11 protein-coding genes are annotated in these 14,038 nt (G+C 66.3%); 5 read left to right on the top strand and 6 right to left on the bottom strand.

Annotated features, from left to right (window positions below):
* Positions 1-70 precede the first annotated feature (70 nt).
* The 3 genes from FIU85_RS04825 (at position 71) to FIU85_RS04835 (ending at position 6,660) form a co-directional block, all read left to right on the top strand.
* On the top strand, positions 71-1,372 hold the full coding sequence (locus FIU85_RS04825) for an O-acetylhomoserine aminocarboxypropyltransferase/cysteine synthase family protein (RefSeq protein ID WP_152496051.1): 1,302 nt from the start codon (positions 71-73) through the stop codon (positions 1,370-1,372).
* Between the two features lie 130 nt (positions 1,373-1,502).
* Positions 1,503-4,526, top strand: coding sequence for a hypothetical protein (locus FIU85_RS04830; protein WP_152496052.1), 3,024 nt, complete (start codon positions 1,503-1,505; stop codon positions 4,524-4,526).
* A 205-nt stretch (positions 4,527-4,731) separates the two neighbouring features.
* The gene (locus tag FIU85_RS04835) at positions 4,732-6,660 is read left to right on the top strand and encodes a cation:proton antiporter (RefSeq protein ID WP_152496053.1); all 1,929 of its coding nucleotides are present in this window, start codon (positions 4,732-4,734) and stop codon (positions 6,658-6,660) included.
* A gap of 129 nt (positions 6,661-6,789) precedes the next feature.
* Here FIU85_RS04835 and FIU85_RS04840 read toward each other — a convergent pair whose 3' ends face one another.
* The 5 genes from FIU85_RS04840 to FIU85_RS04860 all read right to left on the bottom strand — a co-directional run bounded on the left by FIU85_RS04840 (position 6,790) and on the right by FIU85_RS04860 (position 11,831).
* On the bottom strand, positions 6,790-7,299 hold the full coding sequence (locus FIU85_RS04840) for a CarD family transcriptional regulator (protein ID WP_103762416.1): 510 nt from the start codon (positions 7,297-7,299) through the stop codon (positions 6,790-6,792).
* A gap of 311 nt (positions 7,300-7,610) precedes the next feature.
* Positions 7,611-7,949 carry a ferredoxin FdxA gene (gene fdxA / locus FIU85_RS04845; RefSeq protein ID WP_152491821.1) on the bottom strand — a complete coding sequence of 113 codons (339 nt, stop codon included), beginning with the start codon at positions 7,947-7,949 and terminating at the stop codon, positions 7,611-7,613.
* A gap of 84 nt (positions 7,950-8,033) precedes the next feature.
* Complete coding sequence (locus tag FIU85_RS04850; RefSeq protein ID WP_152496054.1) at positions 8,034-8,411, bottom strand: RNA-binding S4 domain-containing protein; 378 nt, start codon at positions 8,409-8,411, stop codon at positions 8,034-8,036.
* A gap of 1 nt (position 8,412) precedes the next feature.
* Positions 8,413-11,253, bottom strand: coding sequence for a helicase-related protein (locus FIU85_RS04855; RefSeq protein ID WP_152496055.1), 2,841 nt, complete (start codon positions 11,251-11,253; stop codon positions 8,413-8,415).
* Between the two features lie 26 nt (positions 11,254-11,279).
* On the bottom strand, positions 11,280-11,831 hold the full coding sequence (locus tag FIU85_RS04860) for a tetratricopeptide repeat protein (RefSeq protein WP_254703005.1): 552 nt from the start codon (positions 11,829-11,831) through the stop codon (positions 11,280-11,282).
* Between the two features lie 78 nt (positions 11,832-11,909).
* On the opposite strand from FIU85_RS04860, the gene FIU85_RS04865 reads away from it, so the two are divergent.
* Together FIU85_RS04865 and FIU85_RS04870 are read left to right on the top strand one after the other, a co-directional pair.
* A complete protein-coding gene (locus FIU85_RS04865) occupies positions 11,910-12,197 on the top strand; it encodes an SCP2 sterol-binding domain-containing protein (RefSeq protein ID WP_152496056.1) in 288 nt (95 codons plus the stop codon).
* A gap of 5 nt (positions 12,198-12,202) precedes the next feature.
* Positions 12,203-13,222, top strand: coding sequence for an alpha/beta fold hydrolase (locus FIU85_RS04870; RefSeq protein ID WP_368372978.1), 1,020 nt, complete (start codon positions 12,203-12,205; stop codon positions 13,220-13,222).
* On the opposite strand, the gene FIU85_RS04875 is transcribed toward FIU85_RS04870, so the two are convergent.
* Positions 13,146-13,976, bottom strand: a complete 831-nt coding sequence (locus FIU85_RS04875) for a fumarylacetoacetate hydrolase family protein (RefSeq protein WP_152496057.1) — start codon at positions 13,974-13,976, stop codon at positions 13,146-13,148. The genes FIU85_RS04870 and FIU85_RS04875 overlap by 77 nt on opposite strands.
* Between the last annotated feature and the right edge of the window lie 62 nt (positions 13,977-14,038).

The following is a 14,038-nucleotide window of genomic DNA, read 5'->3' on the forward strand; positions in this document are numbered from 1 at the left end:
ATGTCAATACGCTTGTCCTGCGTCCCGCCATCGCTTACCCAAATGACAAACGCCATAAGGGAGGCTTTCCATGTCCGACGACGACCGCATTCACCAATTCGGCTTCGACACGCTGCAAATCCACGCCGGCGCCCGGCCCGATCCGGCCACGGGCGCGCGCCAGACACCGATCTACCAGTCGACCGCCTACGTGTTCCGCGACGCCGAGCACGCCGCCGCCCTCTTCAACCTCCAGGAGGTGGGCTACATCTATTCCCGCCTGACGAACCCCACCGTCGCGGTGCTTCAGGAACGCGTCGCCACGCTCGAAGGCGGTGCCGGCGCCGTCTGCTGCTCCTCGGGCCACGCGGCCCAGATCATGGCGCTGTTCCCGCTGATGGGCCCGGGCAAGAACGTGGTGGTCTCCACGCGGCTCTATGGCGGCTCGATCACCCAGTTCAGCCAGACCATCAAGCGCTTCGGCTGGTCGGCCAAGTTCGTCGATATCGACGACATGGACGCCATAAAGTCCGCCATCGACGACGACACCCGCGCGGTGTTCTGCGAATCCATCGCCAATCCAGGCGGCCACATCGCCGACCTGCGCGCGGTGGCAGACGTCGCCGACGCCGCCGGACTGCCGCTCATTGTCGACAACACCTCCGCCACGCCTTACCTCTGCCGCCCCATTGAACATGGCGCCACGCTGGTCGTGCATTCCATGACCAAGTTCCTCACCGGCAACGGCACCGTCACCGGCGGCGTCGTGGTGGATTCGGGCACCTTCGACTGGTCCGCGTCCGACAAGTTCCCCTCGCTCAGCCAGCCCGAACCTGCCTATCACGGCCTGAAGTTCCACGAAACGTTCGGCCCGCTCGCCTTCACCTTCCACGGCATCGCCATCGGCCTGCGCGACCTCGGCATGACGCTCAATCCCCAGGCCGCGCACTACACCCTGATGGGGATCGAGACGCTGTCGCTGCGGATGCAGAAACACGTCGAGAACGCCGAAACCGTCGCCGCGTGGCTGGAGAAGCACGACGCGGTCGAGGGCGTCACCTATGCCGGTCTCAAATCCTCGCCCTACCACAAGCGCGTCAAGACGGTCTGCCCCAAGGGCGCGGGCGGCCTGTTCACCGTGGCACTCAAGTCGGGCTACGAAGGCTGCGTCAAGCTGGTCGACAGTCTCGAACTCTTCAGCCACGTCGCCAACCTCGGCGACACGCGCTCGCTGATCATCCACTCGGCCTCCACCACCCACCGGCAGCTGACCCCGGAACAGCAGACCGCCGCCGGCGCCGCCCCCAACGTGGTGCGCATTTCCATCGGCTGCGAGGATGCCGACGACATCATCGCCGATCTCGAACAGGCGCTGGCCAAGGCGGGCACCTGACCGTCGGGGGTCTCCGCCGATCGCGGCAACCGTGATCGGTGTTTGCCTTTCCCTCGGCGGTAAGCTGCTGTAGAATCCACGTGCGGCAGGGGGCTACCCCTGCCGGGTCCGTGGTGCCAGAGCGTTGTGAATGAAACCGAATTTTGCCCTGACCCTGTCCTTCGAAGGCATCAGCCTTCTGCATCGTGCCTTCCCCGGTTGGCACATGGTGGGCGAGGTCAGTCTCGACAGCAGCGACCTCGCCGGTGCGCTGTCCGACCTTCGAAACCGGGCCGGGCAACTCGACAGCAACCCGATCCGCTCCAAGCTGGTCATCCCCAACGACCAGATTCGCTTCCTGCAGTTCGATTCCGAAGGGCTCGAAGCGGACGAGATCGCCTCGGCCGTGCACCGCGCCCTCGATGGCGCGACGCCCTACGCGGTCGACGACCTTGCCTATGACTGGTCGATTTCCGCCGGGCAGGTGCATATCGCCGCCGTCGCCCGCGAAACCCTGGCCGAGGCCGAGGCCTTTGCCACCGAACACGGCTTCAACCCGCTTTGTTTCGTCGCCGCCCCCGAAGGCCGCGATTTCGTGGGCGAGCCGTGGTTCGGCGAGACGAAAAGCGCCCCGTCTCTCCTGCCCGAAGGCGGACGCATAGAGCGCGACACCGCCGCCATCCGGGTCATCGGCACGGCCCCGCTGCACGGCGCGGCGGCCCCCGCTTCCGGCGCCGCGCCAGAGGCCGCCCTCGAAGGCGCGACCGACGCCGCCGATGCCGCGCGCCCCCCCGCACCCGAGCCAGACTTGCCGCCCGAAGTGCCGCCCGCGCCAGAGCCCGATCTTCCGCCACAACCCGAGCCGGAGGTTCCGCCCGCGCCGGACCCCGAGATCGAACCGGAGATTCAGCCCGATCCCGAGCCTGTGCCGGAGGTCCCTCCGACGCCACAACCCGACATCCCACCGGAGCCGATGCCGCAACCGGACCCGGACATTCCGCCGAACCCGACGCCCGGCCCCGCGGTCGCGGAAACGGACGTGCAAGACGGTGACGGTGTCGCAAATGCCGGTACGGATCCGGACGCGAAAGACGAGCGCACCGACGCTGCCGGAAACACGCCTGCAGCGCCTGTCGCCTTCAGCTCGATCCGCGCGCAGCGGGACACGTTGCCGACCGCCCCGCGCCGCCTCAGCGGCGCGACCCGCGACGGCGCGTCGCCTGCCGCCGAGACCCCGTCCCGAGAGACGCCGCGCGCCGAACCCACGCTGACGGCCGCGACGCCGTCCGTCACCGGCCCCGCCACCGGCACTGGCACTGGCACCGGCGCCAAGGTGACAGGCAAACCGCAAGACGCGCTGCCTGCCGATGCCGCCGCCCGGATCGGCGCCACGCTACGCGCCTCCGACGACACGCGCCTCACCCCACCCGATGCGGAGCCTTCCACCGCCGAGGGGCCGCCCGGGCGCGCGCACACAGATGTCGAGGACGACGGCAGCGATATTCCGCCGCCCCCCGCCTTCATGGCCGACCGCACCGGGCCCGCGCCGTTCGACCTTCCCGAAGACACCCCCAACGCGCCCCTCGCCGCGCCTGCCGGCAAAGGCCAGGCTGCCGCGTCCTCCGGCGCCCTGTCGTTCTTCTCGCGCCGCAAAACGCCCAAGCCCGACAAACGCCAGCCCGCGCGCACCGCCGCAAGCCCCTCGCCCGAGGCCCAGCGCGAGCAGGAGCGCCAGCGCATGACCGTCTTCGGCGCGCGCAAGACCGCTTCCGTCGGGGGCAAGCCGCGTTTTCTGGGGTTGATCCTGACCGCGGTGCTGCTGATCTTCCTCGTGGGCGTGGCCGCCTGGGCGTCGATCTTCCTCGAAGACGGCATCTCCCGCGTCCTGCGCGGCGGTCCCGATCCCCGGGAACAGATCGCCGCGACACCCGACGCCGAGGTCCCGCCCGGCGATACCGACGGCGCCTCTGCCTCGGGTACCGGCGAGACGGACGAGGGCGAAAGCGTTCTCGCCGCCCTGCCCGGCGTCACCTCCGACGGCGCCGAGACGCCCCGCGCAGACCCGCAGCCCGCGCCGAACCCGGCCGAACTGACCGAGCAACAGGCCCGCACGCGCTATGCCGTCACCGGCATCTGGCAACGCGCCCCCGACGCGCCCACCGATCCCGGCACGCAAAGCCTCGACGATTTCTACCTCACCTCGATCGACCCCAAGGTCGTCGAGCAGGACGCAGTTGCCCTGCCCGCGCCCGAAAGCCTGCGCGGCGACACGCGCCCCGACACGCCGGCCGATCCCGCCGCCGCCGACACCATGTTCACCATGGACACGCGCGGCCTGGTGCAGCCGACGCCCGAAGGCGCGCTGACCCCCGATGGCGTTCTGGTCTATGCCGGTCAGCCCGCGCTCGTGCCGCCGGACCGCCCGGCAGAGACCCTGGCCCAACCGGGCGAGGACCCCGCCGAGGCCGCCGCCCGCATCGAGGCGCTCGAACGCATCGCCGCGTTGCGCCCCCGTGTCCGGCCCGGCGACCTGTCCGAAACCAACGAACGCGAAACCCTGGGCGGCCGCACCCGCAACGAACTCGCCACCCTGCGGCCCCGCCTGCGCCCGCAAAGCGCGCAGGAACTGGCCGAAGAGGCCGCCGCGGCCTCGGAAGCGGCCACCGAAGCTGCTGCCGCGACGCCCGATGTCATCTCGCCCGATCCCGATGCGGTCACCGCCGCGCTTCAGGCCGCCGCCGCGGTCCCGGCCCCAGATCCCTTCGCCGGGGCGACGGCCCAGGCGGTCAAGGTCTCGGCCAAGCCCAACGCGCGACCCCGGAACTTCAACCGAATCGTCCAGCGCAGCCAGCGCCTGGCCGAACAGCAGGAAGCCCGCACCGCCGCCGTCGCCGTGCCTCGCAACCAGCGCATTTCGCCCAGCGACCCGACGCCCACCACCGTCGCCCGCGCCGCAACCGAAAAGAACGCGCTGCGCATGCGCCAGGTCAATCTCATCGGCGTCTACGGCAGCAATTCCAACCGCCGCGCGCTCGTGCGCCTGGCCAATGGCAGCTACAAGAAGGTCAAGGTCGGCGACCGGCTGGATGGCGGGCGCGTCGCCGCCATCGGCACCAGCGAACTGCGCTACGTCAAATCCGGGCGGCAGGTGACGCTCACCATGCCGCGCGGCTGAGCCTCGGCGGCGCCCGCGCCGTTTCCTTCCGGCCTGAAAAATCCTCGCCGAAGGCTCCGACGACGCCAATCCGGACCAACGCCCGAAAAAACGCCTCCCGCGTCCTCGCGCCCGCACCAAGTCGTTTGCACAAGCGTCACCTGCGCCGCATACTCTGCCTCAAGGCGGTGCCCCGCCCGTGCTCCGAATTCCGCAAAGGACCCCGATGGAAGGATTTTTCTTTCAGGCCACCGTGTTTCTCGCAGCCGCCGTGATCGCGGTGCCCCTGGCCGCTCGTCTGGGGCTGGGATCGGTGCTGGGCTATCTCGCCGCCGGTATCGCCATCGGGCACATTCCGGGCCTGCTGGGCGGCCACGACGCCGAGGAATTGCAGCATTTCGCCGAATTCGGCGTGGTCATGATGCTCTTCATCATCGGGCTCGAGCTGGAACCCAGGGCGCTTTGGGACATGCGGCACAAGTTGATCGGGCTGGGCGGTTTGCAGATCACGCTCACCACGGCCGCCGTCATGGCAGGCTGCATGGCGCTTGGCGTGGTTTGGTCAGTGGCGCTGGCGATCGGCATGGTCTTCGCCCTGTCCTCTACTGCCATCGTCCTGCAAACCCTGTCGGAAAAGGGCCTGATGCAGACCGGCGGTGGGCGCTCGACCTTTTCCGTGCTGTTGACCCAGGACATCGCCGTCATCCCGATGCTGGCCTTCCTGCCGCTTCTGGCCCTGCCGAAAACCCCCGACATGATCCTGGGCGAGACCCTGCAACGGCTGGCCGACGAAGGCCACGCCGCCGAGGGCGACCATGGCGGTGCCCCCGCACAGGTGGCGCAGTCCATGATCGACAGCCTCCCGGGCTGGGGTGTCACGCTCCTGACGCTGGGGGCCGTGGCCGGCATCATCATCTTCGGCGTCTATGCCACCCGCCCCGTCTTCCGCTTCATCCACCACGCCCGCCTGCGCGAGATGTATACCGCGCTGGCGCTCCTGATCGTGGTGGGCATCGCTTTCGTGATGAGCCTCGTGGGCCTGTCGCCGGCCCTCGGGGCGTTCCTCGCGGGCGTGGTCCTGGCCTCGTCGGAATTCCGGCACGAGCTGGAAAGCGATATCGAACCCTTCAAGGGCCTGCTCCTAGGCCTCTTCTTCATCACCGTCGGCGCGGGTATCAACTTCTCGATCCTCTTCGCCTCGTTCTTCACCATCATGGGGCTGGCCTTTGCCGTCATCCTGATCAAGGGCGGCATCCTCTATGGTCTGGGGCGCATCTTCGGCCTTACGGGCCGCAACCTCTGGCTCTTCACGCTGGGTCTGGCGCAGGCCGGGGAATTCGGCTTCGTGCTGATCAACTTTTCCGGCCAGAACAACGTGATCCCGCCGGAACTGCGCGAAACCCTGCTGCTGGTCATCGCCATCTCCATGCTGATCACGCCGCTCTTGTTCATCCTCTACGACCACCTGTCGAACCGCATGACCGACCCGTCCGAGGCACAGGAAGCCGACGAGATCGACGCGAAAGGCCCCGTGATCATCGCCGGCATCGGGCGCTTCGGGCAGATCGTCAACCGCATGGTCCGCTCCTCGGGGTTCGACACCGTCGTTCTGGATCATGACCTTGCCGCCATCCAGCGGATGCGCCGCTTCGGCATCAAGGGCTTCCTGGGCGATCCCGGCCGACCCGACCTCCTGCACGCGGCGGGCCTCGCCGATGCCAAGGTGCTCGTGGCCGCGCTCGACGATCCCGACGCCACGACCCGGCTCGTGGCCTTCGCCCGACGCGAACGGCCCGACCTGCACATCGTCGCCCGCGCCCGCGACCGCACCCACGTCTTCCGCCTCTACAAGGCCGGCGCCGACGACATCGTGCGCGAGCTTTTCGACAGCTCCCTGCGTGCCGGCCGCTACGTGCTTGAAAACATGGGACTGACCGAGTTTGAGGCGGCAGAGCTGCAAAAGACCTTCTACCACCACGACCGCGATTCTGTCCGCGACCTGGCGGCCCTGTGGGACCCCAATATTCCCACCATCCAGAACGGCGCCTACATCAAGCGCGCCAAGGAACTGGAGGCGGAATTGCAGACCATGCTGCTGTCTCAGCTGGAGGAAAAGGCCGCAGAGGACATCTCGGACGACCGCAAGGAGGCGTGAGCGCCTCATTCGCGCGGCCCAACACCCTCACGTCATCCCGGACCTGATCCGGGATCTCTCGGCGCAAGACACGAAAAGGAAAAGCCGCGCCCACCGGCACGGCCCTTCCGTTTCAGATGTCGGCTCGCATCACGCCGCGCGCGAGATCAATACCTCGTCGACTTCCTTGGCCGCCTGCACCTCGTCGCCACCGCTCACGGCAGCCACTTCGCGGGTCAGACGCTCCAGCGCCGCCTCATACAGCTGGCGCTCGGAATAGCTCTGCTCGCGCTGGTCGTCAGTGCGGTGCAGGTCGCGCACCACCTCGGCAATCGCGATCAGGTCACCCGAGTTGATCTTTTGCTCGTATTCCTGCGCCCGGCGCGACCACATCGCCTTCTTCACCTTGGCCTTGCCTTTCAGCGTGGTCATCGCCTTCGATACCACATCCGGGCTCGACAGGCTGCGCATGCCGATTTCGGTCGCCTTATGGGTCGGAACCCGCAGAGTCATCTTGTCCTTCTCAAAGGAAATCACGAACAGTTCCAGTTCGATCCCGGCGATATCCTGCTTCTCGATCGACATGATCTGGCCGACGCCGTGCGCAGGGTATACGACGTAATCGTCAGGGCGAAACTCGGACTTCTTCGATTTGCTCATTCAGGTTTTCCTCACAAGCTTCCCAGTTCAAACTTGGCGGAGCATCCCCTCGGCAGCGGGCCATCGGGGCGTGGCGTCAAGCACAAAGAAATCCACCTCCCATGCGTCAGCGCGGGCAGATGGATAATATATGGGCGGTGTCTACATTTGTAACGGTAGTGTATCACAAAAAAGGGGCCACTGAAAGCGGACTCAGCAGGTCAGGCTGATTATACCTGCGGCGTCAGGTGGTTACCGCGCGTTCTTGTCCCAAAACCTGAGCCATCGATCGTTTGATCAAACGAATCGGTTTGCGCCCGCAGCCCCTCGCGTCAGCCGCCTTCGCCCGGCGCTTCCGAGAAGTACTTCTCCAGCTTGCCGTCTTCGCCGTCACGTTCGTCCGCTTCGGGCAGCGGGTCCTTCTTGGTGACGATGACCGGCCACATCTCGGAGTATTTCCGGTTGAACTCGACCCATTTCTCCATGTCCGGCTCGGTGTCGGGACGGATCGCGTCGGCGGGGCACTCGGGCTCGCAGACGCCGCAGTCGATGCATTCGTCGGGGTGGATCACAAGCATGTTCTCCCCCTCGTAGAAACAATCCACGGGGCACACCTCCACGCAGTCGGTGTATTTGCACGCGATGCAATTGTCATTGACGATATAGGTCATCTTTCGCCCCGGTCGTGATCTCCTCGCGCTGACCTAATCCAGTCCGGCGGATCATTCAAGCGCCAGACGCCCTTCCGCGGCGCACTATCGCGTTTCCTGATCCATCTTGCGGCGATCCTTCTTGGTGGGCCGCCCCTTGCCTTCATAACGCGGGTTTTGCGGCTTCGCCTGCCAGTCACGCGGCTTCGGCGGATCCAGATCGTCGTACAGCGCCTGCGCTTCCGGTGCAGGCCCCCGCCTTTCGCCAACCGCGACGATGCGGATCACCCGGATATCTCGTTCCTTCGGAAACGTCAGCACGTCGCCCGGCTTCACCGAAGAAGATGCTTTCGACACCCTTTGCGAATTGACCCGCACATGACCGCCAGTGACCAGCTTCGTGGCGAGGCTGCGGGTCTTGAAAAACCGCGCGTGCCAAAGCCACTTGTCCAGCCGTATCTTCGGCTGGCCCGCGTCACTCATGTCACGACTTGTCCTTCAGCCCCATCAGGGCGGCGGCAAAGGGGTTGTCAGGGTCGATCTTGTCTTTCTTGGCAGGCTTCGAGGAGAAGCTCTTGGCGCCCTCCTCGCGGCGCGGCTTGCCCTTGCCTTTGGGCTTGCCGCCCTTGGGCCTCGGCTTGCCACCCTGCGGCTTGCCACGCCCCTCGCCGCGGGCCTTCGCCGCGCGCCCGGCCCAAGTGAACGTGTAGAAGACCTCCATCTCGGTCTCGTCCTTGGCCGCATCCGGCACGTCACCGACCGGCACCTCGGTCTCGGACATCTCGGGAATGTCCGGCGCGACCTCCGGTTCCTCGGGCGGCACCTCGGTGACGGGCGCAAGACCGTCTTCGGCGATCTTTTCCACCGCCTCCTCGGCGGTCGTAACCTCGTCCGGCGCGCCCGTCTCCGACGGCTCCGGCGCGTCGTCCAGCGCCGCATCCACCGGCTTGACCTTCTCGCGCTCGCCCTGCTCGGCCTTGTAGCCAAGGCCCTGCATCAGGTCGGCGAACTGTTCCAGCGTCATGCCGGTGATCGACAGCATATCAGCGTTGGCCTCGAACCCGCCGCGGCTGTCCTCGGACCGCAACATATCCGCCAGCCGCTCCAGCATGTCGATCCGGATCGCCCGCTCGCCGGCGGCGCGGTACCCCGACATCGAGTGAAACCCGCGCGGCGCAGAGCTTCCGGCCGGAACCGTCACCAAGCCCGGCGGCGGGGCCTCGGGGAATTCCTGCAGCCCCATCTTCAGCGACCACAGCACAAGCCGCAGGCGCGTCGGCGCCGGCTTCAGCAGAAGCGGCATGAAAATCGTGAACTGTCCGAAGCGCACACCATGCTTGCGCAACTGCCCGCGGGCATCCTGGTCCAGCGCCTTGACCTCGTCGGCCACCTCGCCGCGCGGGATGATCCCGAAATTCTCGACCAGCTGAAAGCCGAAGCCCCGCGCCAGCCCGCTCAGTTCCTCGTCCCGCTGGATGTTCAACAGCGGCTCGAACAGGGTCGCCACCTTGCGGTCGATGAAATGCTGCAACCGGCGCTGCACCTTTTGCATCACCTCGGGTCCGGCGGTGTCGTCGACAAAGGCCTCGACCTGCGGTTTCAGCGGATCGGCACCGGCCACCAGCTTGCCGACGGCGCTTTCGCCCCACATCAGGCCGCCCTGCTCGGTGAAATCGATCTCGGTATCGGGCGCGTTATAGAACTTGTCCGCCCGCAGGTGGAAATGCGGCGCAAGGGCTTGCAGGCTCGCCTGCGCCACCGCCTTGGCCTCCTGTCCACCCGCCGTCTTGTCCTGGCGGAACCGGAACCCTTCCAACCGTCCGACGAATTCGCCCTCGACGGTCACTTCACCCTTGTCATTCACTTCGGCCACGATGGCGTCCTTCTGCTTGAGCCGCCGCATCAGCACGCTGGTGCGCCGGTCCACAAATCTTTGCGTCAGCGCGTCATGCAACGCATCCGACAGGCGGTCTTCTACAGCGCGGGTCGTTTCGCGCCAATGGTTTTCGTCCCCGACCCAGCCCTTTCGCTGGGCAACATAGGTCCATGTGCGGATATATGCCAAACGCTTGGAGAGCGTGTCGATATCCCCTTCCGTCCGGTCGATCCGCGCCACATGCCCGGCCAGCCACTCCTCGCCAACCCGGCCATGTTCGTGCAGGTCACTGAATATACGCTCCAGCAGCCCCGCATGTTCCGCATGGCTGATCCCGCGAAAGTCCGGAACCCGGCACACATCCCACAGCAGCCGCACCGAAGCGCCGTCGCTGGCCCGTGCCGCGATCTCGGCATCCTCGGCCAGCGTGCGCAGCACGACAAGGTCATCCGCCTCGCGGGCGCGCACCAGCCAGTCGTTCTCGGGCTTTTGTTCCAGCGACGCGATCAGCGCGCCAACCGTCCCGAACTGCAGCGACGCGTTGCGCCATTCCAGCTTGCGGATGGGGGTAAAGCGATGGTCCATGATCGCCTGCGCCATGTCGTCGGGCAGCTCGGGCGCCTCGCCCGTCACCCCGAACGTGCCGCTGGTCATGCCGCGCCCCGCGCGCCCGGCGATCTGGCCCAGCTCGTTGGGCGCAAGGTTGCGCATCCGCCGCCCGTCGAACTTCGTCAGGGACGAGAACGCAACGTGATTTATGTCCAGGTTCAACCCCATGCCGATGGCATCGGTGGCCACCAGGTAATCCACGTCGCCATTTTGGTATAGGTCGACCTGCGCATTGCGCGTCCGGGGGCTCAAGGCCCCCATCACGACCGCCGCACCGCCCTTCTGGCGGCGCAGAAGTTCGGCAAAGGCATACACATTCTCAACCGAAAACCCCACGATGGCCGAGCGCGCGGGCATCTTGCTTATCTTTTTCGAACCTGTGTAGGTCAATTGGCTCATCCGCTCGCGGCCGACGAACTCCGCCCCCGGCACCAGCGCCGCAATCGCCCCGCGCATGGTGTGCGCGCCCAGGAACTGCGTCTCCTTCTGGCCCCGTATCCGCAATAGGCGGTCGGTGAACACATGCCCCCGCTCGGGGTCGGCACACAGCTGGATCTCGTCCACCGCGACGAAATCCGCGCCCATCCCTTCCGGCATCGCCTCGACCGTGCAGACCCAGTATTGCGTCCGCGGCGGCACGATCCGTTCCTCGCCGGTGACCAGCGCCACCACCGACGGGCCGCGCACCGCGACGATCTTGTCATAAACCTCCCGCGCCAGCAGGCGCAGCGGCAGGCCGATCACGCCGGTGCGATAGCCCAGCATCCGCTCGATCGCGAAATGGGTCTTCCCGGTATTCGTCGGGCCCAGGACCGCCAGGATCCTCGACTGCTCGCCCATGGGACTTGCCTCTTGTCTTCTTGCGCTTACAGGTCCCGCCCGCCGATTTCACGCTCGACCATCGGCAGGATTTCCTCCACCTCCTGATGATGCGGATGAAGGGTCAGCACAAGGTCGAATGCCTGCTTGGCCTTCGCGTAGCTCTCGACGTGATAAAGAATGCCGCCAAGGCTGGCGATGGCATTGTAATGCCGCGGGTTCAGCGCCAGCACCCTCTCGATATCGGCCAGCGCGGGGCCGAACATGTCGGCATCTGCATAGGCCATCGCGCGCAGGTGATATCCTTCGGCGAAATCCGGCGCATGATCCGTGAGCGCGGTGAGATGTTCGATCGCTGCGCGGGTATCGCCGGCCTCCAGCGCATCGCGTCCGCGTTTCAGCAGCAGGTCCGCCGTGGCCGAACCCGACCGCGTCCAGGCCAGTTCGATTTCCTTGGAAATCCGGCTGGCCTCCCTCGGCTCTGCAGTCTTCAACTGCTCGAACAGCGAATCCAGCGCCGAATCCTGCGCCGCCGCGGGTAAGGAAAACGTGACTAACAGCACAAATGCCGCCACGATATGTTTGGAAAGTCGGTTCATAACGCCCATAACACTCCCAGTTTAGCGCGCATGGCCGGGAATCAAAGCCCCCGGTCGATCAAATCTGGAGGAACTGACATGAGCGACGTAACCAAATCCGCGGTCGAGGCCCTGTCCGCCAAGATGAACGGCAGCTTCGACGGCAGCGCAAAGTTCGTGATCGAGAACGAGGGCTCCATCGTGATCGACGAGTCGGGCGTGCGCGAAGGCAATGACGAAACCGACGTCACCATGACCGCCGACGCCGACACGTTCCAATCCATCCTCGATGGCGAACTCGACCCCACGGCCGCCTTCATGTCCGGCAAACTGGCCGTCGACGGCGACATGGGCACTGCGATGAAACTCGGCTCGGTCCTGTCGTAACACCCATGCTGACGGACGCGCCCTTCTTTGCCGATATTGCCGATGGCCCCGACGGTGGCCGCGCCTTCTGGTGCGACACCGCCGACGGGGTGCGCATCCGCCTGGGACTCTGGCGCCCGCAGCAGGACGCCGGCGAAAGTGCAGGCACGCTCCTGCTCTTTCCCGGTCGCACCGAGTATATCGAGAAATATGGCCGCACCGTCCGGCAATTCGCCGCCGCGGGTCTGACCACACTCGTGATCGACTGGCGCGGCCAGGGCCTGGCCGACCGTCTGATCGAAGACAAGATGTCGGGCCATGTCCTGCATTTCGACGATTACCAGCACGACGTCACAGCCATGGTCGACGCCGCGCGGCAGTTGGACCTGCCCAAACCGTGGTTCGTTCTGGGCCATTCCATGGGCGGCGGCATCGCGCTCAAGTCGGTGATGGACGGCCTGCCGGTGGCGGGCGCGTCCTTCTCGGCGCCGATGTGGGGCATCCGCATCTCCGCCGCGCTCCGCCCCGTCGCCTGGTCGCTGGGCTGGAGCAGCCGCAGCGTGGGGTTCGATCACGTCTACGCCCCCGGCACCTCGCCGCAAAGCTACGTGCTGGCCGAACCGTTCGAGACAAACCGCCTGACCACCGACGTCGAAAGCTATCAGCACATGATCGCCCAGGTCACCGCGCACCCGGAACTGACCATCGGCGGCCCGTCCCTGCGCTGGCTCTACGAATCGCTGATGGGCACACGCCGCATGTGGCGCCGCCCGTCGCCCGACCTGCCCTGCCTGTGCCTTCTGGGGTCCGAGGAGGATATCGTCGACGTCTCCCGCGTGCATGATCGCATGTCACGCTGGCCCGGCGGCGAACTGGAAATCGCCCAGGGCGCGCGGCACGAGGTGCTTCAGGAAGCGCCCGGAATCCGCGACGCCCTGATCGGCAAGCTGATTGACTTCTACGCAAGCGTCAGGGATCGGCGCGCACCGTCTGGCGCTGACGCCCAAGCCCCTGAATCTGCAACTCCATCACGTCGCCAGGCTTGAGATAGCGCTTGGGGTCCCGCCCCATGCCCACCCCCGGCGGCGTGCCGGTGGCAATGATGTCCCCGGGCTCCAGCCGCATGACCTCGCTCAGATGCGCGATGATCTGCGCGACGGTAAAGATCATGGTCGACGTGTTGCCGGTTTGCATCCGCTCGCCACTCACATCCGCCGACATATCAAGACTTTGTATGTTGCCCACTGCCTCCGGCGTCACCAGCCAAGGCCCGACCGGCCCGAACGTGTCGCAGCTCTTGCCCTTGGTCCATTGCCCGCTGCACTCGATCTGGAAATGCCGCTCCGAGACGTCGTTGACGATGGTGTAACCCGCCACATGATCCAGCGCCTCGGCCTCGGTCACATATTTCGCCTCGCGCCCGATCACCACGCCAAGCTCCACCTCCCAATCCGCATGGGTCGACCCGCGCGGCAGGACCACGTCGTCATCCGGACCGACGATGCTTGACGTGGCCTTCATGAAAACAACCGGCTCTGCGGGCGGCTCGATCCCGATCTCCGCGGCGTGGTCGCTGTAATTCAGCCCGATCCCGATCAGCTTGCCAATCCCGGCAACCGGCGGCCCCAGCCGCGGCGTGCCCTCCACCAGCGGCAGCTTTTCCGGGTCCAGTTTCGGCAAGCCCCCCAGCACGGCACCCGAAATATCCGCCACCACGCCGCTCAGGTCGCGCACCCGCCCTTCGGCGTCCAGCATCCCCGGCTTTTCCCGCCCCGGCTCTCCGTATCTGACAAACCGCATGGCATTCTTTCCCTGTCGCTTTTGCGCGACCATACCGCGACTCCACGTGACGGCAAGCGTTC

The organism is Roseovarius sp. THAF8 (assembly GCF_009363735.1).
In the GTDB taxonomy this organism is placed as follows: domain Bacteria; phylum Pseudomonadota; class Alphaproteobacteria; order Rhodobacterales; family Rhodobacteraceae; genus Roseovarius.

What these genes read in the sequence shown, in the direction of transcription:
- FIU85_RS04860 (WP_254703005.1), bottom strand. Translation starts at nt 11,831, where the DNA reads ATGAACCGACTTTCCAAACATATCGTGGCGGCATTTGTGCTGTTAGTC.
- FIU85_RS04870 (WP_368372978.1), top strand. Translation starts at nt 12,203, where the DNA reads ATGCTGACGGACGCGCCCTTCTTTGCCGATATTGCCGATGGCCCCGAC.
- fdxA (WP_152491821.1), bottom strand. Translation starts at nt 7,949, where the DNA reads ATGACCTATATCGTCAATGACAATTGCATCGCGTGCAAATACACCGAC.
- FIU85_RS04835 (WP_152496053.1), top strand. Translation starts at nt 4,732, where the DNA reads ATGGAAGGATTTTTCTTTCAGGCCACCGTGTTTCTCGCAGCCGCCGTG.
- FIU85_RS04825 (WP_152496051.1), top strand. Translation starts at nt 71, where the DNA reads ATGTCCGACGACGACCGCATTCACCAATTCGGCTTCGACACGCTGCAA.
- FIU85_RS04865 (WP_152496056.1), top strand. Translation starts at nt 11,910, where the DNA reads ATGAGCGACGTAACCAAATCCGCGGTCGAGGCCCTGTCCGCCAAGATG.
- FIU85_RS04840 (WP_103762416.1), bottom strand. Translation starts at nt 7,299, where the DNA reads ATGAGCAAATCGAAGAAGTCCGAGTTTCGCCCTGACGATTACGTCGTA.
- FIU85_RS04875 (WP_152496057.1), bottom strand. Translation starts at nt 13,976, where the DNA reads ATGCGGTTTGTCAGATACGGAGAGCCGGGGCGGGAAAAGCCGGGGATG.
- FIU85_RS04850 (WP_152496054.1), bottom strand. Translation starts at nt 8,411, where the DNA reads ATGAGTGACGCGGGCCAGCCGAAGATACGGCTGGACAAGTGGCTTTGG.
- FIU85_RS04855 (WP_152496055.1), bottom strand. Translation starts at nt 11,253, where the DNA reads ATGGGCGAGCAGTCGAGGATCCTGGCGGTCCTGGGCCCGACGAATACC.
- FIU85_RS04830 (WP_152496052.1), top strand. Translation starts at nt 1,503, where the DNA reads ATGAAACCGAATTTTGCCCTGACCCTGTCCTTCGAAGGCATCAGCCTT.